Genomic DNA, 24592 nt, shown 5'->3' on the forward strand with positions numbered 1-24592 from the left:
ATGCCGTACAGCTTCCGGGTAACGCCGGCCGGAGGAGACACCAACGTCTTCCCGGTCCCGTTCCCGCTCCTCCGCAAGGTGGACCTGCAAGTCCAAGTAAACGGGGTGGTGACCCCCTTCGTCTTCCTCACTGACGGTTCGGTCCAGCTTCAGGTCTCGGCGGCAAGTCTGGCCGGGAAGATCGTCCGGGTGATCCGCAACACGCCCCTGACATCACCCATCGCCACCTTCCAACAGGGTGGGCTCGACGCGGTGGACCTCAACGATGTCGCCAAGCAGTCCCTCTACGCCGCCCAGGAGGTGACCGACCGGGCCCTACAGCTCACGGGGGACCTCTCCTACGATGCCCTGGGCCACCGCATCATCAACGCGGGTGACCCCGTGTCGGACCAGGATGTCGCCACCAAGCACTGGGCCTTGACCTCCGCAGACTCCAGCGTTGCCCGGGCACTCACGGCGGCGGAACGGGCGGAGGCTGCAGAGGCCAGCGTCGAGGATACGGCCCTCATCCGGCATGACGTCACCATTCTCCAACTCGCCGTGGCGCCGGTGGACGGCCGGCTCGATGCGCTTGAGGCGTCATCCCAGCAGGGCCTCGTCAAGCGCCAGACGTGGGCGGAAATACTGGCGCTCACCCCCCAGGCCAACGTCACCTACGAGGTCCTCTCGGGCGACACCGGGTTCCATGCGGGTGTGGCGGGCGAGGACGGCTTCAACCCCGACACGGGCCTCGTGCCCAACAAGGGCCAATACCGACCCACCGGGACGACGCCAGCCTACCACCGGATCGGGCCCAACAGTGCGGAGGCCGCCGCCAAGGCGTTGGAGGCTTCCCTTGCCAGTACACCTCTCGGCGAACTTCCCACCGTCCAGCTCTCGTACATCGACGCCGCGACTGGACGGCTCACCTTCTTGTCTGCGGATGACTCCGCGAGATACCTTCGGGAGACCTCTGTGGAGCCGACCACTGTTCATACGCTTACTGTAACGGCGACCAACACCAGCAACGTTCTGTTGGGGGACGACCCCCTCCGCCGTGGCCTCGTGGAGGTCCGCGCCAACCCCGCCCCCGGGGCCCCGGGCGTAGACCTCGCCATCCGTGGCGAGGGTGGGCCTGCGGCGTTCGGCGGCGACGGCTCCTTTCCACAGGAGGACGGCCAATGGGCTTACCACGACTTGGGAACGGGCGTTGGTAGCTTCGTGGCCAAGTACGCGGGGGAGACCGACCTCACCAAGTCCTGCACGGCCAAGGTCCTCCTCCGCTTCCGCAGGGCCTCGGCGTCCCCGCCGCCTCCTGTGTCAAAGGCAGACATTCTCTTCTCCCAGTGGGCCGATCCGACCCACGATGCCTACAAGGCGTGGCTCCGCGAAGAGCTGGACGAGATGCAGGCTATCGGAGACGACCTCCTCTGGGGCGCCTGGTATCGCCCGGCCGCAACCAAGGCCAACACCGAGGTCAACCTGCTCAACCCGACCGGACGGCGCTTCACCTGGCGCGAAGGTGCGGGCAGCGTACCCATCGTCTTCCGCCCCTACAAGAACGCCCAAGGCAATGGCGTAGACCAGAACATCGACACCAACTTCCTGCCCGGCGACCTCAACATGGTTACCAACTCCCACGCGCTGGGAACCCGGGCGGACAGCACCACGGCCTTCAGCTCCGGCACGCCGATGATTGCGTCCAACCTGATGTTCCTCCAGCCCAACCGCTCGGCCACCGTTCACGGCTTCGGCTCGGGCACGGGTCTGGAGACAAACCCAGGCCCCCTCGGCGTCTACATCGGCCTCAGCCGGAACAACGACACGGACTTCCACGAGTTCATCGACAACGCGATGGTCAAGGTGGCGGTCCGCGCACCGTCCCCTCTGGTCCCCCGGAGCATCAAGATGATGTCAGGCGCCGGCGTGGTGGGTTCCTCCGACTTCTCGCCGCTCCCCTGGGCCGGGGGGTGGGCAGGCCCGGGTGTCGATGACGCCGCGATGATCCGCATGATTGAACGCAACAAGCGCGGCGATGCCGTCTGCGCTTTGATCCCGGTGACCTGATATGGCCAAGACAGGCGTATTCATCTGGTCCACCACCTCGTCCTCTATCCTCGCCGCCCGACGCGCTTCCCTTATGGGCATCGACGCCACGGTGGTGGGTGCGTGGCCTCGCTTCGGCGAGATGTTCGCCACCGGCCTAAGCCAGACCGACCGCGAGGTTATATCCGGCAGCGCCAATTACTGGGGCCTCCAGAAGGAGGTCTATATGCGGGCCGGCGACAAGGCCGGGCGGAACGGGGCGAACCCCGACCTCGCGAACTCCAACCGACTCCAGACCATCTTCCCGTCCGTGGAGTCCTCCGAAGCTATCCTCAGGGAGTGGTTGGAGAGCGCCCCCGAGGCTACCATGGTGGAGGGCAAGCGCCGGGGAAAGATCACCTGGCGCCTCAACGCGCCGCTCGAAGCCGTCACGATGGAAGGCAACGTCATCACCTCGGTGACGTGCGGCGGCGTGGTCTACGAGGCCCTAAACTTCCTCGACGGCTCCGACGAGAACGACCTAGCGAAGATGGCAGGGATGCCTCTGCGTATCGGCCGCGAGAGCCGTGCGGTCACGGGCGAGAAAATTGCTGGGGCCACGCCAGTGCAAAGCTGGCGCCTGGTGGGCGTGGACCCGGTCACCGGGAACCGACTCAAGGGGCTCCTTCCGAGGCCGCGTACTGCCATCGGCGGTGCCGACCACTCCATCATGGCCTACAATACCCGGACGATCATCACGGATGCTGACGACCGGATACCCTTCGCGGATGCCGTGATCCCCGGCTACGATCCCGAGGCGTACGTCAAGAAGCAGTTCGCCATCGCGGTCCTTCAGAACCGGAAGGAAATCCCCGGGGCCTTCAACGACGTCCTCCAGCCCGTCAAGGATGGCCGCAACACCTACGACATGAACTCGGCGGGCATCCCCTACGGCAACAACTCCGTGGGCGACATGTTCGAATGGCACAACGCCAGCTTCGCCCGCCGCAAGGAACTCTACCGGGACTACATCTATCGGACGGCGGGGCTCTTCAAGTTCTTCGCCTCAGACCCCCGTGTCGCGGCGGCGCTGCCCGAGATGGTGGCCGACATCCACCGTTACGGCATGGTGCCCGGTCTCTGGCCCGACAGCCCCGTCCCGGGTTGGCCGCCGATGATGTACGTCCGCGAGAGCTTCCGCCTGGAGGCCCAGGTCATGCTCACCGAACACGATGTCTACGGGCCGGTTCGGATGGTTCAGCATCCTATCACCACCTATGGCTACCACCAGGACCGGCACCCCGCCGGCCAATGGGTGGACTCCCGTGGCCTCTACGTCACGGAGGGCAACCAGGACCTTGAGCAGGGCGTGGAGGTCGGCCTCCTCATGCCCTGGGGATGTATGAAACCGCCCCTCGGCCGCTGTAAGAACCTCCAAGTCCTTCGCGGTATCGGCGGGACTATCCTCGGCCGGACCAAGATGCGCATCGAGATCACCATGTTTAAGATGGCTGATGCGGCGGCTATTGCCTGCGCAACCGCAGAGCAGGCGGGCATGTACTCCAACGAGATCGACTACGTCACCCAGTTCAGGCCCGCGCTACTTGCTGCCGGCGCCGTCCTCACACTGCCGGGGCTCTAAGCATGGCCAGCTCTCCCATCATCGCCCAGCGCTCCACCAAGAGCGGGGGCACCACCACGCTCGGGGCGGAATACGTCATCGGGCCCGGCTTCGGCATCCTCATGGGTGACAAGTTCGGTGCAGCGCCCGGAGAGATCATTCTAGAGGGCGCCCTCGTGCCCCTCACCCCCATGAATGGCAAGAACCAGATGCCTACCATTGGCACCCTCGACCTCAACTGCGTGCTTGGTCGGGCCGTCATCGACGCCTCATCCAGTGCTGCCGTCCGGTTCGATGTGGCCAGCGGGATGTTCGGATGCGTTTTCACCCACGTCACCTTCAAGCGATGCTCAACGCCTCTCGGAGCCGGGCAGACCGGGCGCCTCTATACGACTGGCCCTGTGTCGGGCGTGTGGTCTGAGGACGCCGCCATCATCCCGGACACCATAATTGGAGGCATGGAGTACTACGATATCAAGCGGACCAAGGCCTACGAGAAGCTCAGTGAGCCCGCCTACCTTTGGTATCGCCCGGTTGCCGGCCTCGGCCCAGCCGGGTCCACCATCGTTGTGGAGGCCTGGGGTGACCCCGAGTGGTTCACCAATATGGTGACCCCGGCCCCCTTCTAAAGGAACCAGCGCACCCGTAATGGACGAGCACGAGCACGAGGCACCTCCCGCCCGAAAGGGTAGGGGGAACGCCATCCTCACGTACGAAACCGTAGACGACATCAAGACCCAGCTCACCAGGGTCATCGTCACCCTGGAGAGCATCACGGCGAACCAGGACCGGCACGATGCGGGGCACAAAGACCACGAGTCCCGGCTCCGCGTCCTGGAGGCCCAGCTCATCGGCTTCATGGCCGGTGCCACCGCCACCCGCACCACCCAGGTCGAGGCCAAGGGCGACTTCAAGTGGGCCTGGGCGGCCCTCTTTACGATCATCGGCGCTGGGTTCTCCCTGGCCGGCTTCTTCATCAAGCACTGAGGGATCACCGTGGCCGACGACCCCGATAACACCGACAAGGACCTCCTCAAGGCGGCCTTCGAGGCTCTGGAGGGCAAGTCCCTCATGGAGCTGCTCGAAGCCGGCCAGGTGGCCTTGGTGCGCAACCTGGTGGCCGCCGCACAGGCCGGGACGATCTCCCACCAGGAGGCCGGCGTGCTTCGCAACCTGCTCCGCGACAACGGGATGACCATGGGTCTACCGCCGGGGGGCATGAAGACCATCGAGCACGAGCCCCCGAGGGCCCTGCCGAGTTTCTCCAAACCCGACTACGAGGAGTAGCCCATGTTTACGATTTCTCTCAAGGACGGCCCTTCCCTGGGCCAGTACGGTACCGAGGCCGAGACAGCGGCGGACGTCAAGGCGGCCCTCGCGGGCTTCTCTTCGATCATGACGGGTCCGGGGGTCTACGTCTTACGGCGCGAGGCGACCGGCCTCCCCCTGGCGACGGTCAAGCTCACTGACGTGGCCGGAATGCTCACGGTCGAGCCGATGGTCCCGAACTTCCGAGTGGACGTCGAGCTGCTCGGAGAAGGGGCAACCTGGACGGTCGGTACCTTCGATAGCCTCGCGGATGCCCTTGTGGCGGTCGAAGATCGCGGCGGGAACCGTGACCAGAAGCCCGAGACGGAGGTGGTCTACCGGATCACCGATACGGCGCAATCTGGCCTCTTGATCGCCACCGTGAGCTTCCCGCCGAAGGGCCCCCTGGCCGTGGTGGAGCCGGCGACGTCCGCCGTCTAAGCAACCCTGCGATACCCACAACCAACGCCCCCGGCCGCCGTAAGGTAGTCGGGGGTTTTTCGTTTGCCCGGAGAACACCATGCCTAAGTTCATCAAGCTCACCGGAAGTGATGGCCACCTCATATGCCTCAACACCGCCCATGTGGTGGCGGTCGAGGACTACACGGGCGAGGGCCGGGAGACCAACACCTGCATCCTCGTCACGCTCGGCCTCAAGGCCGTGGCGCACTACGTGATGGAGCCGGCATCGACCGTCACCGCCGCCCTTCTCGATGGCTAAGATCATCGACCCCCTCAAGGCTCTTCAGGCCGATCGTGAGGCCCGCTCGGAGCCCATGGCGGCGGAGGTCGCGGGGGCACGGAAGAAAACGGCCAGGAGACCCGCTGGCGGCCCTGTAGCCGGCCCGGCGCAGTCCTCGGCACCCACGGTGGTCCCGGCGGCGGACGCCTATCAGCAGGCCCTCAAGGACGACTTCAGGGCGTTCCTCACGGTCCTCTGGCGCCACCTCCTCGGCAACGATCCTAACCCCATCCAGCTCGACATGGCGTACTGGCTCCAGCATGGGCCCGACCGCGCCATCACCATGGCCTTCCGAGGGTTCTCCAAGTCGTGGATCACCGGGGCCTACGCCCTGTGGCGCCTCCTGCGGAACCCCCAGGAGAAGATACTCGTGGTCTCCGGCTCGCTTACCCGCGCCGTGGCCACCACCAACTGGTGCCTGCAGCTAATAATGACGATGGACGAGCTGAAGCACCTCGCCCCGAAGCCCAACCAGAGGCAATCCTCCAAGGCCTTCGATGTGGGCCCGGCGAACCCCGACCAGAGCCCGAGCTTTCACGCCTTGGGCATCGGTGGCCAGATCGTCGGTTTCCGTGGCGACTGCATCATCCCGGACGACGTGGAGACGCAGACGAACTCCCTCACGGTCCTCATGCGGGAGAAGGTGCAGGAGGCGGTGAAGGAGTTCGATAGCGTGCTCAAGCCCGGGGGCGTCATCAAGTTCCTGGGCACGCCGCACGACGAGGACTCACTCTACAACGCCCTCTCCAAGCGCGGCTACGAGACCCGAATCTGGCCGGCGCTCTACCCGAACCAGGAGCAGCTCAAGAAGTACGGCTCGAAGATCGCCCCCTACATCACTCAGGTCCTCCGCAGGGACCCGGGGCAGGTAGGGCAGTCCACGATGCCGATGCGGTTCCCGATGGACGACCTCAACAAGCGCCTCCTCTCCCTGGGCCGCTCCGAGTTCGCCCTCCAGTTCATGCTCGATACGAGCCTCTCCGACCGCGACAAGTACCCGCTCAAGGTGCGGGACCTCATGGTAATGTCGCTGGACCAACGCGTGGCGCCCGAGGTTGTCTCGTGGTCCGGGGATGCCGAGCACAGGGACACCACGCTGCCCTCTATGGGTTTCGAGGGCGACTTCTGGCAGAAGGCCCTCTACGATCCCACGGGCCCCAGAGCGCCCTACACGCGCATTGAGGCGGCCCTCGATACCGCAGGCACCGGCAAGGATGAGGTCTGCCTGGCCATCGTGGCCGAGCTGAACGCCACCATCTTCCTCCTGCACCTCTGGGCGGGCCACGGCGGGTACGACCTGAAGAACCTTCGGGAGATCGCCAGGGCTTGCGTCCGGTTCCGCGTGGGCAAGCTTACGGTGGAGGACAACTTCGGCGATGGCATGTTTACCGCCCTCCTGGCCCCCGTGCTGGAGGACGAGTGGAAGAAGGCCAACAAGGTCCCCGGAGCCATCCATGGCGGAACGGAGATCGCTGGCGTCAAGGCGTCCAACCAGATGGCCAAGGAGAAGCGGATGCTCTCCGTGCTGGAGCCGGCCGCCCAGTCCCACCGCATCGTCGTCAATCGGTCCGTCATCGAGTGGGACCAGCGGTCCATCGACACCATCGACGGGGAAGACACCCGCCACCGCTACCGCTGGGGCTACCAGTACACCCACCTCACCCGAGATAAGGACAGCCTGCACCACGATGACCGCGTGGATGCCTTTGCGCTGGCCGTGGGCGGCTTCGCGGACGTCCTAGGCGTAGACCCCCAGGTTATGGCGACGAGGGCCTCAGAGGACCGCATGGACGAGGAGTGGGAGAAGCTCTTCGGGCCTGATGACGGCGAGGATGAGAACGGGATGCCGACCTTCGGGAGAGGCGACAAGCGGGCTGAGGGCCTGAAGATACAGAAGCGGTGACTCGCTAAGTCATTGATAATGCGTGGCTTGTAGAACCCTCCTTATATGAGGAAGGGGGACATCCAGGGGCCCTAGGTGTTCCCATACAGACCCCCTCTCCAGCTCTACCCTCACCCCTGCCACTGCCATCACCCCCTGCTTCCTTGGTGGGACACCCTGTGCTGCCCCTTGGCGCAATGTCACCCACTTGGCCCACCCCTTGGGTAGCAGGGCGGAGGGGAACCACCCCATGCCCCACACTTCCCTGGCCGTCTCCCTGGCTCACCCCCTGGTTTACACCCTGGTCACCCTACTCGTCTCCCTGTTTCCCCTCCTGGTCCCCCTATGGCTCACCCGCCGGGCCGGGAGGAGGAAGGTCCACCCCATCACCCCACCCGAGGAACCCCACACCCCATGATGACCCTACTCCGCCTCGCCTACCTGTTTGCCTGGCTCCGTCCCTGGGTTTCCGCCAAGCTCACCCCCTACCCCCTGGCGCTGCCGATGGTTGACCAGGTGAAGGCCGCATTCCCCGATCCCAAGGCCGGCATCCCGGTTCTCCTCGCGGTGCCTCCCGGCGCCTCCCGCTCCCCCAACGAAGGGGTCCGCCTCCACGGTGTCCTCGTGAACGACCGGCTCGCCTCCGGGTAGTCCCGATGCTCCCAAGCCTCATCTGGCGATGCTCCCAGGGGTCACGCACTTCTGGGGTCAGACCACGTGCAACGGATCAGAGTTTCCCCCCTATGCCTCGCCCGGGTGCGCCTGATATCGCGCGTAAGGTGGGGGTAGGGGGCCTAAAGCAGGGGTCGAGGGGGCTAACCTGTTGAGAAACCAGGGAATGAATGTCCTTAGGGGAGGACATTTGGGGGCTTGGAGGGGCCTGGGGTAGGGCCTGAGGCAGGGGGCATGGGGTGGGAAATCCTCGCACACCACCATGAGATACCATCAGTGCGCACCAAGTCGGTGACATTGCGCCAAGGGGTCTGGCCGGGCCTGATGCCCGACCTCATGCCATCACCATGGCGTCCCAGTGCAAGCCTTACGCATGGCCGTGATGGCGCTCTGGTTGGTGGTGCCGAACCGCATGATGGTGGCATCAGGTAGCCGCATGGTCGGCGTGCAGGCCTCATTGAGGTGCCGCTCTAGGCCTTCCACCTGGTGCAACAGGAAGAGGAAGGCGACGATGGCGACCAAGGCGAGGGGATGGGCCTGTATGAACCCGGTGCCTGCCCTCCAGTAGTGCCGCGCGTAAGCCGCAAGCATGGCTACTGCGCCTGCCGCTGGGTCTGGCGTACCGTGGTGGGGAGCTTTTCCTTCACATGCGCCTCTAGAACCAGCTCCACGTATTGCGTGAGGTTCCGCCGGTCCTTCTCCGCCATCCGCTCCAAGTCTGCCTTTAGCTCGGGCGGCAGGCGCAGGGTGAAGGGTACTCTGGCCATAGGGTGCGACGTCCTGCCACAGTCAACTAGGTGCGATTAGGTGCGGATCGGTGTTGACCGGTGCGAACCGCTCTGACAACTTAGTGACACGGCCGGCGGACAGCAAGACGCGCACCGCCTGGCACCGCCTCCCACCCACTGCCATCCGCGCCACAACCCACCTCAGGGAACGACACGTCATGTCCACCACCGCAGACACTATCACCCTCCCGAGTCACTGGGCGTCCTTCCTCATCAACGGGGATGCTTCCGGTCTCGATGACGGCGAACAGGAGCGCATTGAGGCCCACTTGAAGGGCGTCCCCGGTCACATCGTGGGTGTCGAAGAGGGAAGCGAGCGGTTCACCTGGTGCTACGCGATGTACGGCGGCGACGCTCGCGGAGGGGGTGTCGCGGACTACACCATTCTGCGTGACTCCTGACGCTCCGCCTTGAGGCCTTCAGCAAGTCGAGGGCCTCACACGGAACGCCAGTTCCTCTGGAACGCCATCCCGGCTCCACACTCCCACCGAGCACCCGAGCAACTCCAATGCGCTTCAGGACTGTCCGCCGCGCCCTCATTGAGGCCCGTTACTTCCGCAAGACCTACGGAATGCCGGGCATGAAGTACCGCGCACAGGCAGACTTGTGGAAGCGCGGGGTCTTCCAAGTCGCGGCCTACAGCCCGAACGGTGTCTTCCTCGCCTTCATCTAGCCCTCACCCTCGATAGACCTGGAGCAAACCCATGAATGACTATATCCTCACCTCCCTTGCGAGCTTCCTCAACGACAATCCCACCTCACCTTTCCAACGCGGCTACCTCGCGGCACTGCTTGAGACTGCCAGGGCGGCGGGATTAGCGGACCACTCCACCTACCAGGCGGCCCAGGCGCTCCTGCTCTGACGCCCCGCCTTGAGGCCTTCCCACCCGGAGGACCTCACACGGGACGCCAGCCGTCACCCACCCGCCACGCCTTGGAGCCCGCACCCGATGATGACCGCTCGCACCGCTTCCCTCACCTCCGCTGAAGCCTACGCCATCGCCTCCGAATGGGGCTCCTACGTCTCGGCGGGCGATCCTGGCGCCTGCCTCTACGGCTTCCGCAAGGGCGACGGTCGGCCGGTCTCCGGGACGCACCGGGCCGCCTGCATCGAGTACATCGACGGCACCTTGCTGAAGTGGACAATGTGGGAGTTCGCAACGGCCCAAAGCCCCACGGCGCGGCACGCTGCCTTGAAGGATTGGCGGTCCCTGATACTGCTCCGCCGCTACCTGCTTACTGCCCCGGAGTGGGTGCCTACTCGACAGGCCGTGCGCCGCTCAATGGAACACCGGGTGGCAGCTTGAGATGTCGGCCTTTGACATCTGACGCTCCGCCTTGGGGCACCCCCGGGTGCCTCACACGGAACGCCAGTCCTCACGGAGTATCCGACCCGGTGGCCTCAAGTGCTCGAAGCCTCCGATAAGTCCGCGCAACTAAGATGCCACACCCTCGACCCCATATACTAAAGGCCCACGCAATAACGCTTGCAACCGTACAACTGCGTACGTAGTGGGTGTGGCATACCAGAAGCCACCCAGACGCTCCGCCTTGAAGCCTTCAACCTGAAGACCTCACACGGAACGCCCGGAGCGCCACAGGAAGTTATGCACACCTAGGGATATTTCCCTTGATGTTCTCTTTTTGTTCCGCCACGATGCCTCCGCCTGCCCATCCTCCCACCCAACGGATACGAGCCCAAATGACCGATCAGACCTCTTCCAACGTCGTCGCCCATCCCGCCAGCGAGCGCACCGCCCTCGTTCACAAGACGGACCACGAAGGCGTCCTCATCATCAACGCTCTCGACGGCCGCATCACCATGCCCCTGATGGACCGCCCGGAATGGGCCGATGGCTACGCGGTGGCTCTCCTCAGCGAGCGTCACGGCTTCTACGCCACCCGCCTCGGCGCCCAGTACGCAGACGAGCACAAGTTCCCGGAGGCCTTCAACGTGGCCGACCTCGCGTGGCTGGTGGTCAACGAAGACCAGGACCTCGTGGAGATCGACGCGGACAGCGAATACCGGATGGACGTCCTCGCGGATGCTTTCGGCATGGACCGGGAGGCCGGCGCCATCACCGGCAAGGACCTGACGGAGATCGAACTCTCCCTCGACCGGACCCGCACCGAGGGCGAAGTGGCCGCCCTGGAGACGGCCCAGGAGCACGGCTTCGGATCGGCCACGAAGGACGGCACCAACGGATAAGTGCCCGGGCACATCAAGAAGCAAGAGGGGGCCTCCGCAAGGGGGCCCTTTTGCTTTGGCATAGGGTAGAGGCAGTGTTTCCAGAGCTGGCTCCAGACTTCCCAAGAGGACCAGACCCTATGCCAAAGCAAAAGGATACCGTACCGCCGGAGCGGGACTGCCGAACACTAGACGAGGCCTTGCGGGAGACCGCAGTGGCCAAATGGCAGGGCAGGAGGTGCTATGCCACGAACATGAGCCAGGCCTCGCAGGCTATTGGCTCCCTCGCTTACGAGTGCGGGGTTTTCTCTCGGAGTATCACCATAGGCCACGCTACCCCAGAGGCCATCAAGCGGGTCACCGCCGGCTGGTACAAGAAGGGCCTCGCCCCCGCCACGATCAACAAGCGGCTCAACTGCCTGTCTGCCATGGGCGTGAGCGTCGAGGGTTGCCGGGTGCGTGAACCCAAGGTGCTCAAGTGGTGGCTCAAGCCGGTGGATGAGGAGCGGGTCTGTGCATGGCTCCGTGCCCGTGACGACTTCACGGACTTCACCGTGGCCAACCTCATCGAATGGACCACACGCACCGGGCTCCGGGTCGAGGAGAGCCTAAGGCTCAAATGGTCCGACTTCAGCCAAGACCGCCGCGAGGTCACCGTGCCGGGCCTGAAGACCAGCTCGGCGCAAGCCACCCTACCGTTGAGCGCCGAGGTGACCGCACGGTTGCTATACACCTCCGCCTCCAACGGCCCGGTCTTCGCCATCGCCTACCGGGACCTCCTGGACGTGTGGTCTGAGGTCCGCGCCGAGTTCGGCTGGCAGGACGACGCCACGGCCACCCTCAAGGCCCTCCGCCGCTCGGCCGCACGCCACCTCCACATCACCAAGGGAATGCCCCTGGCGATGGTCCAGGCCTACCTCCGCCACGAGGATATCGAGACCACCCTAGGCTACCTGCGCCTCACCGGCGGCTACGGCACCGAGGAGATGCGCAAATGGCTGTGATGCGAGCCCTCGCCGGCATCCCGGTGGCCCGCTCCTACGCCCGCGAGGACGAGGACGGGAACCTCATCCGGGTGGTGGTCTACCGCGAGCCGGCATCGGGCCGCTGCGTCCAGGTCACCACGCCCGTCCAACCCATGACCCCGAAGAGGAAGTGACGCCATGACAGCCACAGAGACCTTCGGCACCGGCAAGTTCACCTTCACGGTGACCAAGGCGGCGTCGATCCCGGAGCCCGTGAAGCCCGCCCCGAAGGTGCCTCAGGGCCTACCCTTCAAGGACTGGTTCGAGACGGCGGAGCACGCGGATCACATCTTCGTGCCGAGTAGCTTCTGGACGGCCCCGAAGGAGGAGGGCGGGCGCGGAGCCAACGTGGCGGCCGACAAGGTGAACGCCTACGCCCGCAACAAGATACGCGAGCAGTTCAACACCTGGCGGGACAAGGCCAAACCTGCAGACGGCGGGGCCAACCCGAGGGATGCCTGCAAGCTCTCAATCTTTCCGAGGCGTGCGGGGGATCGGATGGACGGGGCCTCACCGCCCTTTGCGGAGGACGGGCTTTCTCTGTTTTTCGTCCAGTCGGCGGGTACCGGCGCCCTTTAGCTGAGACCACCAGCCCTTATCGACCGCCTCCGCAGGGACCTCAGGGACCTTGTCGGAGGCTTCGCCAGTAGGAGGCCCGGCTACCGGACCGCCTGCGCCTATACCTTCCTCAGGACCCTGGCTCGCCATGCTCTCCGACCCACCCGTGTTTGAGACCGTAAACCCCGTCCTACGAGGCCCAGCGCACCCCAAATGGGAGCACCAGGTCGAGATGGAAAGAGGGATGCTGCGCGATGGCGCCGACCGTGTGAGAGACCGTGTCATAACGGCCACCGAGCGCAAACAGATGACCCGCCTGGCTCCCATCCGGGGGCTCATGCAGGACTGGTTGCCCGAGGTAGCGATGCACCTGAGAGACTGGTGCAAGTCCTATGCGAAGTCCAGGGCACCCAAGCCCATCGCCCTGGAGAAGCTCCTCCACGCTGATGAGTACGTGATGAGCCTCATCGCCATCCGCACCATTTTGGATAGCATCACTACCGAGCGGACCTACATCACGGGGCTGGCGGTCGAGATCGGCCGGTGCTGTGAGCACGAGCAGAAAATCCGGGCGTGGGAGGCCAAGGACCCCGACCTCTTCTACAAGGTCCAGGCCCACCTCGACCGTACTGACGCGACCTCCAACCACCGCAAGCTGGTCAACATCAACCGCTTCAACCACCTCATGCAGACCGGGGAGCTTGACATTGAGTGGGCGAAATGGGGCCCTGACATGCAACTTCGGGTGGGCCTCCAGCTCATCAACATCGTCATCCAGGCGACCCGTTGGTTTGAGATCGTTGGCGACCCTAACCACGTCACCGGCCTTCGGAATAACCGGCCCGCCTTCCGCCTCGTGGTGAAGGAGGGCCTGGCCGAGTGGATCGGGAAGAAGCTGGACGACTTGGAACTCAACTCGCCAGCCTACAAGCCCACCGTCATCCCGCCCAAGCCCTGGGTGGATACCCGCACGGGAGGCTACTGGACCCCTTACGTCCGCACCCCGCGCCTAATCCGCTTCAAGGCCAACCAGGAGGAACAGAAGGACCGCGCGGCCGACGACTACGAGGCACTCGACATGCCATTGGTCTACGAGGCCATCAACTATCTCCAGGATGTGCCCTGGCGGATCAACGCTCGGGTCCACTCCGTGGTCTCCGAGGCCTGGCGCCGTGACCTCGGCCTGGGCGGGATGCCCTTGAGCAATGAGAAGGAGAGGCCTGGGGCGCCGGCCGACATTGAGACCAATGAGGAGGCCAAGGGCAAGTGGAAGCGGTCTATCGGCGAGCACGTCCGCCAGGAGATCGAACGAGTGGCCCAGGCCCGCACCGTCACCCGCACTCTCGGAGTCGCCTTCGAGTACAGCCAGGAGGAGGAGTTCTACTTCCCGCACATGCTGGACTTCCGGGGGCGCATGTATCCTATCCCCGTGGGTCTACAGCCCCAAGGCGACGACCTCTCCCGGGGTCTGTTAGAGTTCGCCGATGGAAAGCCCGTGCGGGTGGGCGAGGACGGGAATGGGGCGGCCGGCTGGCTGGCGGTCCACCTCTCCGCGTGCTGGGGCTACGACAAGGCGAGCTACGAGGACCGCATCCAGTGGGTCCGGGACCGGGAGCCCCTATGGCGCCGGATCGCGGCCGACCCGCTGGGGAACCTTGAGTGGGCCGCCTCCGAGGTGGACAAGCCCTGGTGCTCGCTCGCGGCCATCTTCGAGTGGGTGGACTTCCTGGAGACGGGGGAGGGCTTCATCTCCCACCTCCCGGTCTCCGTGGACGGAACCTGCAACGGTATCCAACACCTCTCCGCTATGACGCGGGACGAGGTGGCCGGCGAGTACGTCAACCTGGTGCCGGGCCCGAAGCCGCGCGACATCTACAAGTTCGTGGCCGACCGGGTGCAGGAGAAGTGCGAGCGCATCGAGGCGGACGGCGGCCTCAACGCAGAGCACGCCACCTACTGGCTCGACCTCTGCAACCGCAACCTGCCCCGGAGCCTCACCAAGCGCCAGGTCATGGTGGTGCCCTACGGCGGCTCGAAGGACTCCTTCTTCAACTACACGCGCATCTGGCTGGACGAAGCAGACCCGATGCCGCGTGGGTTGGACTGGAGCCTGGAGAGCACCAAGGAAATGTCGGCGCTCCGCAACAAGCGGCTCTCCTTCATGGTGCCCCTCATGTGGGACGAAGTGCGGGCCGTGGTGTCGGGCGGTATCGAGGTCATGGAGTGGCTCCAGAAGTGCGCCAAGGCGACGACCTCCGGTAACCAGCCGCTATTCTGGACCACGCCTAGCGGCTTTGTGGTTCGCCACTTCTACGGGCTCCAGACATCCAAGAAGATTGAAACGATGCTGGACGGCCAGCGCGTCCAGCTCCGTGTGTTGGAGCAGACCCCCGACCTCGACAAGGCGTCCCAGCTCCGGGGGGTCTCCCCGAACTTCGTCCATTCCCTCGACGCCTCGGCCCTCGCCCTCTCACTGAAGGCCGCCAAGGAGCGGGGCATCGTAGGTTTCACCTCCGTCCATGACGCCTACGGGACCCACGCCGCCGATATGTGGCCGCTCTATCATATCCTCCGGGAGGCCTTCGTTCTGGTCCACTCCGAGAACATGCTGGCCGCCTACCGGGCGTCCTGTGAGAACGTGGTGGTCGCCCAAATGATGGCTGAGCGGCCGGAGTTAGACGTGGAGAAGGCCATCGAGCTGGCCAACGATGTCCTACCGGCTCTCCCCTCCCTGGGCCGGCTCAATCTCGGCGACGTACTCTCCTCCGACTACTTTTTCGCCTGAGAAAAGATCAACAATAACAATAGCTTGTAGAACCCTCCTATTTGAGAAGACCTAGCGCCAGCCGCCGGGCCTCCTCAAGGCAAACATCGGCCAAGACTTAGCGCGGTCCACGGTCGGAGGGCTCCAGAGGAAACTCTGGGGCCTTCGCCATTTCCAGCGCCCATCATTCCCCTTCCCGGAGACCACCCATGGCCAAGAGACGGTTCACTTCGATCATCCGTATGGGCGCGTCCGCCTTCACCCTCACCCTCAAGGAACCCGCAGGCGCCACGTTCATCTGGGACCTCCCCCCGGCCGGCGACGACCAGGGCCGCTTCGAGGGCAGAGCCTCCCGTGATGCCCGCGCCAAGGTCCACGAGACCCTGGGCGGCTTCGCCAAGGAGCTGTGCATCCGGCACGGCATCAGCCGCCACGGGCACTCCGCCAGCGACGTGAGGATGGCCGCCTGATGGGTTTCGACATCTTCGTTCCCGACCACGGCGCCCCCTACCGACGCTACTGGGCCAATTTCTGCGGCACCCTCGTGTGCGTCGGAACCGCCCCCTGCCAGCCGGGAGACCTCGCCTGATGAAGCTCCATGGCGTCCAGCCCCTCGACTGGGACCGAGTCCACACCGCCGCCCGCAAGGAAGCCCTCCGTGTCGCCGCCCAGGCGCTCGATGGCATCCAGCGGGAAGCACCGCACCTCCAGGTGGCCGCTGTGGCCGCCCTCTTCGCTGCCTTCGCCCAACGCACCGGCGGATCGGCGGAGACCATGCACCACCTCGGAAGCCGGATACTCCGCCCCGAGGCCCATCACACCAAGGACAACGGCGTGGCCCAAAGCACCCTCGACTTCGTGGGTCTTTGCGTCATGGGCCAGGAGGTAGTCGAGGCATGATTACGCGCGTCTGGTTCCGAGATGGCTTCGGCCGCCGCCAGTTCACGGGGGTCCGTTACGGCGACACCTCCTGGCCATCCTACTCCGAGTGGATGCCGCCGGGCACCCTCGACCCCTACCTCTAAGGAACCCCCTCACCATGGCACAGCCCACCAAGCGCCAATACCAGTTCTCACCCTTCGGCGAGGCCATCCACCCCTGGGTCAACAAGCCCGACACCAAGTTCAACGACGACGGCGTCTACAAGATGGGTCTCCGGGTCTCCGGCGATGACGCCATCAAGCTCGCGGCGGAAATCCGCGCGGCCTCGGAAGCCTACCTCGAAGAGGTGACCGCCGAGATGACCCCGGGCGAGCGCAAGAAGTGGACGCTCTACGTTCCCTTCAAGGAGGAGGAGGACGACAACGGCAACCCCACGGGCGCCATCGTCTTCGACTTCAAACAGAACGCCAAGATCAAGCTCAAGTCGGGCGGGATCAAAGAGGTCAAGATGAACCTCGTGGACGGCAACGGCGTGGCATCGAGCAAGGCCATCTTCGGCGACTCGACCGTCCGCACCCAGTTCGCCTTGCGTGACATCAAGATGACCTCGGGCAAACAGGCCGGCGTCCGCCTCGACTTCTGCGGCGTCCAGTGGACCAAGCTCGGCACCGGCTCGGCCGGCGGCGGGTTTGGCAAGGTCGAGGGCTTCGAGGGTCCGGGCGAAGACACCCCGAGCTTCGGTAATGCCTCCGGCGGCGGCGCAACACCCAGCGGGGACTACTGAGCCATGGGCCTCGACGCAGGCCGGGCTTTCCAGCCCTCGCCATCCAAGAGCACCGTTCGGGTCGATGCCACCACCACCACCTCCCGGACGGCGCTCCCCGCGTTCGCCGGGGGGCAGGTGAGGGTGACCGGAGGCCTCGGTGATTGCCGCCTCACTTTCGGCGACAGCACGGTGACAGCCGCCACGCCCGCCGTAGGAAACCCCGGGTCCATGCTCATCAAGGCAGGCTCGGTGGAAGTCTTCACGGTTCCTCCGGGGACCACCCACGTCGCCGTCAAGACCGATACCGCTACGGCCAGCATCGAGCTGACGCCAGGGTTCGGCCTCTAACCCGGCCGAGAGGAACATCTCATGCTCAAAGTAATGGCCCCCTCCCGGGCGGGCCTTCAACGGCTCAAGTCCGGGCGGTGGTACCTCCCCCGAGAGCTAGGCTCGGCGGCCACGAACGGCGGAATGGTGGCGGGCGTCATCAACCTAACGGCGTGCTACATCCCGGAGCGCATCACGGTGGCCGCCATGGGAACCAAGATCGGCACGGTGGGCCCCGGTGGGTCCTGCCAACTGGCCTCCTACACGCACAACTTCAACACTGGCGGCCCCGGACTCCTGGAGGCCTACACCGCCTCCATGTCTACGGCTGTGCTGGGCGAGATCAGCAACCCACCGATCCCGACCAACATTGTGCTGGAAGAAGGGGTCCACTGGTTCGCCCTCAACGCCGATAACGCCACCGCCCTCTTCAGCGTAGCCGGTGGCCAGGGCACCAATTACGGGGCCATGATCGGCAGCCCGGTGTCGGCCATAGGATCGGGCTCGGCCGCCCTGGTAGGCCTCACCACCCCGGGGGCCTTCGGCACTTGGCCGGCGGACCTCAGCGGGGCAACCTTCACGGGCGTCATGTCGAAGACCCCGCAAATCCAGTACCTCGTGGGCTGAGGTGGCCGTCACCAAGAAGGCGCCCCTCCGACACTGGGCCGCCCGCACACGCTCGACCGACGCCCGGGGCAAGGCCAATGGCTACCGCTCCGGGCTCGAAGCCAAGAACGCCAAACACCTAGAGGCCCTCGGGGCAGAGGTCCTCTTCGAGACGTTCAAGGTCCCCTACATCATCCCCGCCTCGAAGCACCACTACACGGTGGATTTCCGGCTCCCCAACGGCGTCCTCATCGAGACCAAAGGCCGCTGGATGGCGGTGGACCGGGCCAAGCACCTCTTCGTCCGCTCCCAGTACCCGGACCTCGATATCCGCCTGGTATTCGACAACCCCAAGACCGTCATCGCGCCGGGCTCCAGCACCACGGTGGTGCAATGGGCCGAGAAGCACTCATTCCTCTGGAGCACCAAGCTCATCCCCGAAGAGTGGGTCCGCGAGCCGGGCCCCGCATTATCACCCGACGAGGTCCTCAAGGCGGGCCCGGTGGGCTTCCTAGACTTCCTAGCCACGGAGAAGAAGACCAAATGAAGACCTACGCCGACATCAAGGCCGAGACCGAAACCCGTCGCCTGGAGAGCGACCTTCAGAACCTCGCCACCGCCCATGTGCAGCTCCAGGAGACCATCGAGGCGGTGGACGAGGAGCAGGTACAGCGCCGCCAGCTCCAGCAGGAGATCGACGCCATCGGGTCTGGTGCCCGGCCCACCTTGAGCACCGTCAAGGCGCTCTACGCCCGCGCCATGAAGCTCCGGTCATGAGCGACTCCCCGACCCCCGGTGTGACCGGCTCCCTCGACACCCTCTCCAGCCTCGTCGGCGCGGAGGTCTCCAACCAGGCGGGCCGCCTCATGCGGCTCCAGAACCTCCAGTCCCGGGCCCTCGACGCCAAGGCGGCCTACAGCAAACTGATGCAGGAGATCAGCGACATCCAGGTGGTCTACCACGCGGAGATGGGCGCCTATGTTCCAGTGGCGGCCTCGTAACGCCACCCGCCGGATCGTCGTCCACTCCTCGCACTTCCCCCGCGATGTCCCAAACCACACCAAGGTGTTGCGGGCGAAGGGCCGGGAGAAGGGGCTGCTCGAAGTCGGCTACCACTTCGTCATCGAGCCCGACTGCAGGGTGTCGGAGTGTCGGCCTCAGGTTGCCATCGGGTCCCACACCCCCGGCTACAACCAGGATAGCATCGGCATCTGCCTGGCGGGCGACTACCGCACGGGCCATTCCCCCGGCCAGCTAGAGACCCTGCTCTTCCTCGTCGTCCGCCTCAAGCTGGAGTTCGGGGATGTGGCGGTGCTGGGCCACACCGAGCTGAACCGATACCTCACCCGTGAACTCCGCTGCCCGCACCTCGACATGGACCAGCTCCGTGTCGCCCTCGGCGTAGCCCTACAAGGCGAGACCCTCCCACCCATGCAGACCGCACCCCCGGCGCCCGTCTTCAAGCTGACGCCCCAGCAGACCCTCATCCTCGACTACCTGGCGTCCGGCCGCACGCTCACCACCAAGGTGGCCATCGTGTCGCTCGGCATCATGTCGCTCTCTTCCCGCATCGCGGAGCTTCGGGCCCTAGGCCACAAGATCACCGACCGGGAAGCCAAGGACCACTTCGACCGCCGGTACGTGAAGTACCAGCTCGAAGGGGCCACCGCCCAACCCGAGGAGTAGGACCGATGGGAGCAGTTCCGCCGGCCCTGGTCCGGGCATTCGAGGGGCGCATCACCCTCACCGCCGCCGAGCTGTGCCGACTGCTCCCTCTGGACCCTGAGACCCTGAGGGGCCACATTAGGCGCGGCCATATCAGCTACGTCCAGACCGGCCTCGGGGATAAGTCGCCTCGCCGCGTCTTCACCCTGGCACACGTCATGGATTTCCTCGAAGGGCGGGACCGAACCGAATGCCTCTCCTCAAGCGCCCAGGTTCGGCGGTCTACAGCTACGACTTCAAGCGGGGCCGCCGCCGCTTTTCTGGCTCGACACACTGCACGGACCTACGGAGTGCCAAAGCAGTAGAGCGCCTTGCCATCCTAGCGGCCGAGGAGGAGGTCAATGCGGGCCGTGATGCCGCCCCAAAGGTGATGACCTTTATGGCGGCCACGGCCCGGTACTGGGCGGAGGTCGGCGAAGGGACGGCGACCCCGAAGAAGGCCGAGGCGGAACTCCACCGGCTTGCCGCCCTAGTAGGCGAGAAGACCCCGCTCCGGGAGATCACCGACGACCTCGTGGCCAAGCTGGTTGCCCAGCGCCGCCGGGAGTACGTCAAAGGAGAGCCGGCGCGAGGACGCATCTCTGCATCCACCGTGAACCGCACCACCACCCAGCTCCTCCGCCGCATCCTCACCCGGGCCAAGCTGGTCTGGAAGGAGAAGCTACCCGACGAGCCCAACTGGCGGGTGCACATGCTCAAGGAGCCCAAGGAGCGGGTCCGCGAGCTGCGCTACGATGAGGAGGAGAAGCTCGATGCCGCCGAGAGGGCCGACTACAAGGCGCCCCGCATCTTCGCCCAGGTGACGGGCCTTCGGCGGCGTGAGGTCGCCGGCCTGCGCTGGTCCCAGGTGGACTTCGCCAACGGCACCATCAGCGTGGTGGGCAAAGGGGATAAGCCGCACGTCCTACCCATCACCGACGAGCTTCAAGACCTCCTCGTCCCGCTCCAGGGCCACCACCCCGAGGCGGTCTTCACGTTCGTTGCCCAGAAGAACCGGCTCTGTCCCCGGACGAAGACCCGCTACGTCAAAGGCCAGCGATACCCGGTGACCTACGAGGGCCTCGGGACCCACTTTGGGCGCACGGTTCGCAAGGCCGGCATCAAGGGCTTCCGCATCCACGACCTCCGGCACACCGCCGCAACGCGGACCCTGAGGGCCACCGGCAACCTCCGGCTGGTCCAGCAAATGCTCGCCCACTCCTCGCCCACGACCACCGCCAAGTACGCCCACGCCACGCTCGAAGACATGCGGGAAGGGATGGCCCGCGCCACCTCTGACGGTATCCGCCGCCGCACGGCAGCACACGGGAAAGAACACGAGAAGGAGATCGGAAACCCAACCGACTGATTTGCTTAACGAATATCGGATGGGCTTGCTGGCTTCTAAGCGGCAGGTCCCTGGTTCGAGCCCAGGCGGGGTCGCCAGCTCTTTTCGGAGGCGTTGAAAAGCCTGGAAGCCCGATCGCATCAGTGTCCTGACATCTGTGTTTTGGAGCGTCTCCAACTCATATCATTGGGGTCATGAAGTTGGTGATACCGCCGATGGCTCACCTCCTCCGCGACAAGCTAGCACTACCTGGGCACTTTGACCGCATCATCCGGATGGACGTTCGCTTCCTGGTGTCCGAATAGCGGACGGACACGGAAAATTGGGCGTCCGTGAACCAAATGTTCTGCTACCGCCTACGAGATTGGGCGTGCGATGCCAGGTGGGCTTCTGGCTCAAGCAGCACCTTTTCGAGGTCAGATGATAATTCCTACCAACTCCCTCATACGCCCAAGAAACGAGCATAGAAAGCAAAGCGGTAAGGTCTATCAGCTACGCGTCGGAACGTTGAAGGCGACTGCGGAAATGCCAGCGTTGTAAGCCTTCACGTTTCGGTCGGCGCTCGGTGACGTGGCAGATCTAGCCCACCGAACCTATCTCGTTTTCTTTCGTTGAGCGTGATGCGCCGCCTTCGACGAGCAGCAAGGGAGTTCATGCCGGATACCGTCCCATCACCGCTTCAGACATCGACAGAGGTCTCGTTCAAAGGGCGAGGTTTAGGTCGCATGCGAGGCACCAAGCTTGCCTTGTTGATCTGCCCGAGATGCTCGCAACGGAATGCACCGAAGATCGAGGCCAAAGGCTATTGCAACTGGTGCTCCTATGAGCCGTCTCAGCAGGATGCCGAGCCTGCGCTGCAGGTACAGAGCGTCGCCAGAGAACGGTGAAGTGGGGCGGATATCCGATCTAACCGTGCTCGAATAACGCGAGGATGGTCTGAATCACGGCTGCCCCGACGAATATCGGGAGCCTTTCTCCGCCCTCGGAACACTCGGCCTCTAGGGCAAGGCAATACGCAGCATTGACGGCAGTAAAATACATGAAAGACGTGACGCTTCTTCGATATAATGATGGCACACGTCGAAAGACATATCCTGCCACATTGGGTGAAAGCGTCCCGAGTCTATCGCAAGCATGACGATGCTCCTGATTCGCTCGGAAGCATCGTTGCTCAGCCTCAGAAGCCGAATCGCACGTAGGGGCGAGGCGCATACGCGTAGGGCCGGGGTGCATAGGCGTAGGGCCGGTAGTACGGACGCCGATAACCATAGCCGTAGACCGGCACCGGGCGCGGCGCGTAATAGCCGAAGGCGCGGGACGTCGCCCGGCAGCCGAATGCAGACGGGTAGTAGCCATACCCACAATAGCCGGCGGCCTCGGCGGTTGTCGTGATGGCGGCAGCCATCGTCAGACCGCCGACGACGGCACCGATAAGGCCAAAAGTCTTGACATGCTTCATGACACGAACTCCAGATCGCATCCCGTCGGGATTAAACCTTCACCCTGGGGCGTGTTGTATCAAGTCATCCTGTCGCTGAACGAATTCTGACCATTTGTCTCTGCGGGCGACCTTGCGACCGAAATAAGCTTGAGCGCGCGATTTCGTGATTGATCGAGGTTTACGGAGCGGGTTCCGCCGTAGCTTGAGCGACCATCTCCTCCGCAAAAACCCAAGTTGACGGTGAGCGTTTTAGGCTTTCCTCGCCGGCCATTCCCAAGACCGATCGGACCCGTTCGATGACCGACCTCAAGACCCTGCGCGACGTGTCTGGCCTGAGCTCCGCACCGGCCCGACTCCGAGGATCCGCCCTGGTGATGATCGACCTGCAGAACACCTATCGCGAGGGCATTATGCGCCTGGAACAAGTGGAAGCCGCCATCGCCGCCGCACGCGAACTCCTGAGCCGTGCGCGAGCGGCGGGCATCCCGGTCGTCCACATCCAGCACGATGCCGGACCGGGCTCGCCCTACGACGTTTCCGCCGATATCGGTCGAATCAGCGACGAGGTGGCGCCGCAGGGTGACGAAACCGTCATCGTGAAAAACTATCCGAATGCCTTTGTCGGCACGGATCTGCAGAAGCATCTCGACGAAGCTGATATCAAGTCGGTGCTGCTCGCCGGGTTCATGACGCATATGTGCATCAATTCCACGGCGCGCGGTGCCTTCAATCTCGGCTTCAGCCCCACCGTCGTGGCCTCGACCACCGCCACAAGGGCTCTGCCTGGCCTCGACGGTTCCGTCGTGCCCGCGAGCGCGCTCCAGGCCGCGAGTCTCGCCGCGCTCGGCGATCTTTTCGCCGTCATCGCATCGACCGTGAGTGACATCGCGGACTGACCCAGCCGGGAGCCCGAGACTTCTGCCGAAGAGGGGAACGTGTGCGACGCAGCATCGTTCGGCTTCTGAAGCAGGAGCTCCGGTCATGAAAATAGAAACCGTCGCAGATCTCGTCGTCGAAACCCTGCAGCAGGTCGGCGTCAGACGGATCTACGGCGTCGTCGGCGATAGCCTCAACGCGATCACCGAGTCGATCCGCGCGCGTGGTGTCATCGACTGGGTGCATATGCGCCATGAGGAAGTCGGCGCCTTCGCAGCCGGCGCGGAAAGCCAGCTTACCGGCCAGCTGGCGGTCTGTGCCGGTTCCTGCGGCCCCGGCCACGTCCACCTCGTCAACGGGCTGTTCGATTGTCATCGAAGCCGGACCCCAGTCCTGGCCATCGCTGCGCATATCCCCTCGGCCGAGATCGGTTCCGGCTACTTCCAAGAAACCGATCCGAAAGCCCTGTTCGCGCAATGTAGCCACTATTGCGAACTCGTCTCCGACCCGTTGCAATTGCCGTTCGTCCTCGAGAACGCGATTCGTGCTGCCGTCGGGCAGGGAGGCGTCGCAGTGGTGATCATTCCAGGCGACGTGGCGCTGAAGGATGCGCCGACCCGTGCCATCTCCCCCAATGCGGGACTGTTGCCGGCAAGGCCCATAGTCCGCCCGGCGGAGGCCGAGCTCAATGCGCTGGCCGAACTTCTCGACAGCTCGTCGAAGATCACCCTGCTCTGCGGCCGCGGCTGCGCTGGCGCCCATGCCGAATTGCTTCAGCTTGCCGACACGCTGAAGAGCCCCATCGTTCATGCCCTCGGAGGCAAGGAATTCGTCGAGTACGACAACCCTTTCGATGTCGGGATGACCGGTCTCATCGGTTTCTCGTCGGGCTACGCAGCGATGCATTCCTGCGAGACGCTGCTGATGCTCGGCACAGACTTTCCCTACAAACAATTCTATCCCGCCAATGCCAAGGTTGCGCAGATTGATATGAGTGTCTGTCCGGCGACATATTGAGTGATGTGAGGGGTTTGTGATTCAAGGCTGCCTGTGTGGAGGCTGCCGATGTGGACGACTGAGAACCGGACCC

General features: G+C 64.6%; 34 protein-coding genes and 1 pseudogene. 32 read left to right on the plus strand and 3 right to left on the minus strand.

What is annotated here, in order from left to right; translation table 11 throughout:
* The 10 genes from ACFQ4G_RS18095 (at nucleotide 1) to ACFQ4G_RS18140 (ending at nucleotide 8208) form a co-directional block, all read left to right on the plus strand.
* On the plus strand, nucleotides 1-2046 hold the full coding sequence (locus ACFQ4G_RS18095; RefSeq protein ID WP_238208548.1) for a phage tail fiber domain-containing protein: 2046 nt from the start codon (nucleotides 1-3) through the stop codon (nucleotides 2044-2046).
* 1 nt (nucleotide 2047) lies between these two features.
* Complete coding sequence (locus tag ACFQ4G_RS18100; protein ID WP_238208547.1) at nucleotides 2048-3646, plus strand: FAD-dependent oxidoreductase; 1599 nt, start codon at nucleotides 2048-2050, stop codon at nucleotides 3644-3646.
* Nucleotides 3647-3648: 2 nt separating this feature from the next.
* Nucleotides 3649-4254, plus strand: a complete 606-nt coding sequence (locus tag ACFQ4G_RS18105) for a hypothetical protein (protein WP_238208546.1) — start codon at nucleotides 3649-3651, stop codon at nucleotides 4252-4254.
* Nucleotides 4255-4273: 19 nt separating this feature from the next.
* The gene (locus ACFQ4G_RS18110; protein WP_238208545.1) at nucleotides 4274-4612 is read left to right on the plus strand and encodes a hypothetical protein; all 339 of its coding nucleotides are present in this window, start codon (nucleotides 4274-4276) and stop codon (nucleotides 4610-4612) included.
* Nucleotides 4613-4621: 9 nt separating this feature from the next.
* Nucleotides 4622-4912, plus strand: a complete 291-nt coding sequence (locus ACFQ4G_RS18115; RefSeq protein ID WP_238208544.1) for a hypothetical protein — start codon at nucleotides 4622-4624, stop codon at nucleotides 4910-4912.
* Nucleotides 4913-4915: 3 nt separating this feature from the next.
* Nucleotides 4916-5374 carry a hypothetical protein gene (locus ACFQ4G_RS18120; RefSeq protein WP_238208543.1) on the plus strand — a complete coding sequence of 153 codons (459 nt, stop codon included), beginning with the start codon at nucleotides 4916-4918 and terminating at the stop codon, nucleotides 5372-5374.
* A gap of 79 nt (nucleotides 5375-5453) precedes the next feature.
* Nucleotides 5454-5654 carry a hypothetical protein gene (locus ACFQ4G_RS18125; RefSeq protein WP_238208542.1) on the plus strand — a complete coding sequence of 67 codons (201 nt, stop codon included), beginning with the start codon at nucleotides 5454-5456 and terminating at the stop codon, nucleotides 5652-5654.
* Nucleotides 5647-7578 (plus strand): phage terminase large subunit, encoded by a 1932-nt coding sequence (gene terL / locus ACFQ4G_RS18130; RefSeq protein WP_238208541.1) that lies wholly within the window; start codon nucleotides 5647-5649, stop codon nucleotides 7576-7578. Before ACFQ4G_RS18125 ends, terL begins: the two co-directional genes overlap by 8 nt.
* A gap of 229 nt (nucleotides 7579-7807) precedes the next feature.
* On the plus strand, nucleotides 7808-7975 hold the full coding sequence (locus ACFQ4G_RS18135) for a hypothetical protein (RefSeq protein ID WP_238208540.1): 168 nt from the start codon (nucleotides 7808-7810) through the stop codon (nucleotides 7973-7975).
* Nucleotides 7972-8208 carry a hypothetical protein gene (locus ACFQ4G_RS18140; RefSeq protein WP_238208539.1) on the plus strand — a complete coding sequence of 79 codons (237 nt, stop codon included), beginning with the start codon at nucleotides 7972-7974 and terminating at the stop codon, nucleotides 8206-8208. Before ACFQ4G_RS18135 ends, ACFQ4G_RS18140 begins: the two co-directional genes overlap by 4 nt.
* A gap of 363 nt (nucleotides 8209-8571) precedes the next feature.
* On the opposite strand, the gene ACFQ4G_RS18145 is transcribed toward ACFQ4G_RS18140, so the two are convergent.
* Together ACFQ4G_RS18145 and ACFQ4G_RS18150 are read right to left on the minus strand one after the other, a co-directional pair.
* Nucleotides 8572-8820, minus strand: a complete 249-nt coding sequence (locus ACFQ4G_RS18145; protein WP_238208538.1) for a hypothetical protein — start codon at nucleotides 8818-8820, stop codon at nucleotides 8572-8574.
* A gap of 2 nt (nucleotides 8821-8822) precedes the next feature.
* Nucleotides 8823-8996, minus strand: coding sequence for a hypothetical protein (locus ACFQ4G_RS18150; RefSeq protein ID WP_238208537.1), 174 nt, complete (start codon nucleotides 8994-8996; stop codon nucleotides 8823-8825).
* A gap of 179 nt (nucleotides 8997-9175) precedes the next feature.
* Here ACFQ4G_RS18150 and ACFQ4G_RS18155 point away from each other — a divergent pair, with 179 nt between their 5' ends.
* The 20 genes from ACFQ4G_RS18155 (at nucleotide 9176) to ACFQ4G_RS18250 (ending at nucleotide 21206) form a co-directional block, all read left to right on the plus strand.
* Nucleotides 9176-9418, plus strand: a complete 243-nt coding sequence (locus ACFQ4G_RS18155) for a hypothetical protein (RefSeq protein WP_238208536.1) — start codon at nucleotides 9176-9178, stop codon at nucleotides 9416-9418.
* Between the two features lie 107 nt (nucleotides 9419-9525).
* Nucleotides 9526-9690, plus strand: coding sequence for a hypothetical protein (locus ACFQ4G_RS18160; protein WP_238208535.1), 165 nt, complete (start codon nucleotides 9526-9528; stop codon nucleotides 9688-9690).
* Between the two features lie 31 nt (nucleotides 9691-9721).
* Complete coding sequence (locus ACFQ4G_RS18165; protein ID WP_238208534.1) at nucleotides 9722-9880, plus strand: hypothetical protein; 159 nt, start codon at nucleotides 9722-9724, stop codon at nucleotides 9878-9880.
* A gap of 87 nt (nucleotides 9881-9967) precedes the next feature.
* On the plus strand, nucleotides 9968-10324 hold the full coding sequence (locus ACFQ4G_RS18170; protein ID WP_238208533.1) for a hypothetical protein: 357 nt from the start codon (nucleotides 9968-9970) through the stop codon (nucleotides 10322-10324).
* A gap of 395 nt (nucleotides 10325-10719) precedes the next feature.
* Nucleotides 10720-11226 (plus strand): hypothetical protein, encoded by a 507-nt coding sequence (locus ACFQ4G_RS18175; protein WP_238208532.1) that lies wholly within the window; start codon nucleotides 10720-10722, stop codon nucleotides 11224-11226.
* Nucleotides 11227-11459: 233 nt separating this feature from the next.
* Nucleotides 11460-12209: a tyrosine-type recombinase/integrase gene (locus ACFQ4G_RS18180; RefSeq protein WP_238208531.1), complete on the plus strand. Its 750-nt coding sequence runs from the start codon at nucleotides 11460-11462 to the stop codon at nucleotides 12207-12209.
* A complete protein-coding gene (locus ACFQ4G_RS18185) occupies nucleotides 12200-12364 on the plus strand; it encodes a hypothetical protein (RefSeq protein ID WP_238208530.1) in 165 nt (54 codons plus the stop codon). The genes ACFQ4G_RS18180 and ACFQ4G_RS18185 overlap by 10 nt, the downstream gene beginning before the upstream one ends.
* A gap of 4 nt (nucleotides 12365-12368) precedes the next feature.
* Entirely contained in the window at nucleotides 12369-12809 is a 441-nt protein-coding gene (locus ACFQ4G_RS18190; RefSeq protein WP_238208529.1) for a hypothetical protein, read from the plus strand.
* Nucleotides 12810-13020: 211 nt separating this feature from the next.
* A complete protein-coding gene (locus tag ACFQ4G_RS18195) occupies nucleotides 13021-15573 on the plus strand; it encodes a DNA-directed RNA polymerase (RefSeq protein ID WP_379040774.1) in 2553 nt (850 codons plus the stop codon).
* Between the two features lie 188 nt (nucleotides 15574-15761).
* Nucleotides 15762-16022: a hypothetical protein gene (locus ACFQ4G_RS18200; protein WP_238208527.1), complete on the plus strand. Its 261-nt coding sequence runs from the start codon at nucleotides 15762-15764 to the stop codon at nucleotides 16020-16022.
* Between the two features lie 118 nt (nucleotides 16023-16140).
* Nucleotides 16141-16452: a hypothetical protein gene (locus tag ACFQ4G_RS18205; protein WP_238208526.1), complete on the plus strand. Its 312-nt coding sequence runs from the start codon at nucleotides 16141-16143 to the stop codon at nucleotides 16450-16452.
* Nucleotides 16449-16577, plus strand: a complete 129-nt coding sequence (locus ACFQ4G_RS18210) for a hypothetical protein (protein ID WP_379040770.1) — start codon at nucleotides 16449-16451, stop codon at nucleotides 16575-16577. Before ACFQ4G_RS18205 ends, ACFQ4G_RS18210 begins: the two co-directional genes overlap by 4 nt.
* A gap of 14 nt (nucleotides 16578-16591) precedes the next feature.
* A complete protein-coding gene (locus ACFQ4G_RS18215) occupies nucleotides 16592-17218 on the plus strand; it encodes a hypothetical protein (protein ID WP_238208525.1) in 627 nt (208 codons plus the stop codon).
* A gap of 3 nt (nucleotides 17219-17221) precedes the next feature.
* Entirely contained in the window at nucleotides 17222-17548 is a 327-nt protein-coding gene (locus ACFQ4G_RS18220; RefSeq protein ID WP_238208524.1) for a hypothetical protein, read from the plus strand.
* A 21-nt stretch (nucleotides 17549-17569) separates the two neighbouring features.
* Entirely contained in the window at nucleotides 17570-18154 is a 585-nt protein-coding gene (locus ACFQ4G_RS18225; RefSeq protein ID WP_238208523.1) for a hypothetical protein, read from the plus strand.
* Between the two features lies 1 nt (nucleotide 18155).
* Nucleotides 18156-18680 carry a hypothetical protein gene (locus ACFQ4G_RS18230; protein ID WP_238208522.1) on the plus strand — a complete coding sequence of 175 codons (525 nt, stop codon included), beginning with the start codon at nucleotides 18156-18158 and terminating at the stop codon, nucleotides 18678-18680.
* Nucleotides 18677-18910 carry a hypothetical protein gene (locus tag ACFQ4G_RS18235; RefSeq protein ID WP_238208521.1) on the plus strand — a complete coding sequence of 78 codons (234 nt, stop codon included), beginning with the start codon at nucleotides 18677-18679 and terminating at the stop codon, nucleotides 18908-18910. The genes ACFQ4G_RS18230 and ACFQ4G_RS18235 overlap by 4 nt, the downstream gene beginning before the upstream one ends.
* Nucleotides 18907-19134, plus strand: a complete 228-nt coding sequence (locus ACFQ4G_RS18240) for a hypothetical protein (protein WP_238208520.1) — start codon at nucleotides 18907-18909, stop codon at nucleotides 19132-19134. The genes ACFQ4G_RS18235 and ACFQ4G_RS18240 overlap by 4 nt, the downstream gene beginning before the upstream one ends.
* Nucleotides 19112-19819, plus strand: a complete 708-nt coding sequence (locus ACFQ4G_RS18245; protein ID WP_238208519.1) for an N-acetylmuramoyl-L-alanine amidase — start codon at nucleotides 19112-19114, stop codon at nucleotides 19817-19819. Before ACFQ4G_RS18240 ends, ACFQ4G_RS18245 begins: the two co-directional genes overlap by 23 nt.
* A gap of 229 nt (nucleotides 19820-20048) precedes the next feature.
* On the plus strand, nucleotides 20049-21206 hold the full coding sequence (locus tag ACFQ4G_RS18250; protein ID WP_238208518.1) for a tyrosine-type recombinase/integrase: 1158 nt from the start codon (nucleotides 20049-20051) through the stop codon (nucleotides 21204-21206).
* Between the two features lie 1156 nt (nucleotides 21207-22362).
* Here ACFQ4G_RS18250 and ACFQ4G_RS18255 read toward each other — a convergent pair.
* Nucleotides 22363-22644, minus strand: a complete 282-nt coding sequence (locus tag ACFQ4G_RS18255) for a hypothetical protein (protein WP_238208517.1) — start codon at nucleotides 22642-22644, stop codon at nucleotides 22363-22365.
* Nucleotides 22645-22922: 278 nt separating this feature from the next.
* On the opposite strand from ACFQ4G_RS18255, the gene ACFQ4G_RS18260 reads away from it, so the two are divergent.
* Together ACFQ4G_RS18260 and ACFQ4G_RS18265 are read left to right on the plus strand one after the other, a co-directional pair.
* Nucleotides 22923-23522, plus strand: coding sequence for a cysteine hydrolase family protein (locus ACFQ4G_RS18260; RefSeq protein WP_238208516.1), 600 nt, complete (start codon nucleotides 22923-22925; stop codon nucleotides 23520-23522).
* A gap of 85 nt (nucleotides 23523-23607) precedes the next feature.
* Nucleotides 23608-24495, plus strand: a pseudogene (locus ACFQ4G_RS18265) (thiamine pyrophosphate-binding protein); the annotation flags it as partial.
* Between the last annotated feature and the right edge of the window lie 97 nt (nucleotides 24496-24592).

Source organism: Methylobacterium marchantiae (assembly GCF_042679825.1).
Taxonomy (GTDB): Bacteria; Pseudomonadota; Alphaproteobacteria; order Rhizobiales; family Beijerinckiaceae; genus Methylobacterium; species Methylobacterium marchantiae.

Bases quoted from the DNA above. Each gene is read 5' to 3' on its own strand.
- ACFQ4G_RS18095 (WP_238208548.1), top strand. From the start codon at position 1: ATGCCGTACAGCTTCCGGGTAACGCCGGCCGGAGGAGACACCAACGTC.
- ACFQ4G_RS18100 (WP_238208547.1), top strand. From the start codon at position 2,048: ATGGCCAAGACAGGCGTATTCATCTGGTCCACCACCTCGTCCTCTATC.
- ACFQ4G_RS18105 (WP_238208546.1), top strand. From the start codon at position 3,649: ATGGCCAGCTCTCCCATCATCGCCCAGCGCTCCACCAAGAGCGGGGGC.
- ACFQ4G_RS18110 (WP_238208545.1), top strand. From the start codon at position 4,274: ATGGACGAGCACGAGCACGAGGCACCTCCCGCCCGAAAGGGTAGGGGG.
- ACFQ4G_RS18120 (WP_238208543.1), top strand. From the start codon at position 4,916: ATGTTTACGATTTCTCTCAAGGACGGCCCTTCCCTGGGCCAGTACGGT.
- ACFQ4G_RS18125 (WP_238208542.1), top strand. From the start codon at position 5,454: ATGCCTAAGTTCATCAAGCTCACCGGAAGTGATGGCCACCTCATATGC.
- terL (WP_238208541.1), top strand. From the start codon at position 5,647: ATGGCTAAGATCATCGACCCCCTCAAGGCTCTTCAGGCCGATCGTGAG.
- ACFQ4G_RS18135 (WP_238208540.1), top strand. From the start codon at position 7,808: ATGCCCCACACTTCCCTGGCCGTCTCCCTGGCTCACCCCCTGGTTTAC.
- ACFQ4G_RS18140 (WP_238208539.1), top strand. From the start codon at position 7,972: ATGATGACCCTACTCCGCCTCGCCTACCTGTTTGCCTGGCTCCGTCCC.
- ACFQ4G_RS18145 (WP_238208538.1), bottom strand. From the start codon at position 8,820: ATGCTTGCGGCTTACGCGCGGCACTACTGGAGGGCAGGCACCGGGTTC.
- ACFQ4G_RS18150 (WP_238208537.1), bottom strand. From the start codon at position 8,996: ATGGCCAGAGTACCCTTCACCCTGCGCCTGCCGCCCGAGCTAAAGGCA.
- ACFQ4G_RS18155 (WP_238208536.1), top strand. From the start codon at position 9,176: ATGTCCACCACCGCAGACACTATCACCCTCCCGAGTCACTGGGCGTCC.
- ACFQ4G_RS18160 (WP_238208535.1), top strand. From the start codon at position 9,526: ATGCGCTTCAGGACTGTCCGCCGCGCCCTCATTGAGGCCCGTTACTTC.
- ACFQ4G_RS18165 (WP_238208534.1), top strand. From the start codon at position 9,722: ATGAATGACTATATCCTCACCTCCCTTGCGAGCTTCCTCAACGACAAT.
- ACFQ4G_RS18170 (WP_238208533.1), top strand. From the start codon at position 9,968: ATGATGACCGCTCGCACCGCTTCCCTCACCTCCGCTGAAGCCTACGCC.
- ACFQ4G_RS18175 (WP_238208532.1), top strand. From the start codon at position 10,720: ATGACCGATCAGACCTCTTCCAACGTCGTCGCCCATCCCGCCAGCGAG.
- ACFQ4G_RS18180 (WP_238208531.1), top strand. From the start codon at position 11,460: ATGAGCCAGGCCTCGCAGGCTATTGGCTCCCTCGCTTACGAGTGCGGG.
- ACFQ4G_RS18185 (WP_238208530.1), top strand. From the start codon at position 12,200: ATGGCTGTGATGCGAGCCCTCGCCGGCATCCCGGTGGCCCGCTCCTAC.
- ACFQ4G_RS18190 (WP_238208529.1), top strand. From the start codon at position 12,369: ATGACAGCCACAGAGACCTTCGGCACCGGCAAGTTCACCTTCACGGTG.
- ACFQ4G_RS18195 (WP_379040774.1), top strand. From the start codon at position 13,021: ATGGAAAGAGGGATGCTGCGCGATGGCGCCGACCGTGTGAGAGACCGT.
- ACFQ4G_RS18200 (WP_238208527.1), top strand. From the start codon at position 15,762: ATGGCCAAGAGACGGTTCACTTCGATCATCCGTATGGGCGCGTCCGCC.
- ACFQ4G_RS18205 (WP_238208526.1), top strand. From the start codon at position 16,141: ATGAAGCTCCATGGCGTCCAGCCCCTCGACTGGGACCGAGTCCACACC.
- ACFQ4G_RS18210 (WP_379040770.1), top strand. From the start codon at position 16,449: ATGATTACGCGCGTCTGGTTCCGAGATGGCTTCGGCCGCCGCCAGTTC.
- ACFQ4G_RS18215 (WP_238208525.1), top strand. From the start codon at position 16,592: ATGGCACAGCCCACCAAGCGCCAATACCAGTTCTCACCCTTCGGCGAG.
- ACFQ4G_RS18220 (WP_238208524.1), top strand. From the start codon at position 17,222: ATGGGCCTCGACGCAGGCCGGGCTTTCCAGCCCTCGCCATCCAAGAGC.
- ACFQ4G_RS18225 (WP_238208523.1), top strand. From the start codon at position 17,570: ATGCTCAAAGTAATGGCCCCCTCCCGGGCGGGCCTTCAACGGCTCAAG.
- ACFQ4G_RS18235 (WP_238208521.1), top strand. From the start codon at position 18,677: ATGAAGACCTACGCCGACATCAAGGCCGAGACCGAAACCCGTCGCCTG.
- ACFQ4G_RS18240 (WP_238208520.1), top strand. From the start codon at position 18,907: ATGAGCGACTCCCCGACCCCCGGTGTGACCGGCTCCCTCGACACCCTC.
- ACFQ4G_RS18245 (WP_238208519.1), top strand. From the start codon at position 19,112: ATGTTCCAGTGGCGGCCTCGTAACGCCACCCGCCGGATCGTCGTCCAC.
- ACFQ4G_RS18250 (WP_238208518.1), top strand. From the start codon at position 20,049: ATGCCTCTCCTCAAGCGCCCAGGTTCGGCGGTCTACAGCTACGACTTC.
- ACFQ4G_RS18255 (WP_238208517.1), bottom strand. From the start codon at position 22,644: ATGAAGCATGTCAAGACTTTTGGCCTTATCGGTGCCGTCGTCGGCGGT.
- ACFQ4G_RS18260 (WP_238208516.1), top strand. From the start codon at position 22,923: ATGACCGACCTCAAGACCCTGCGCGACGTGTCTGGCCTGAGCTCCGCA.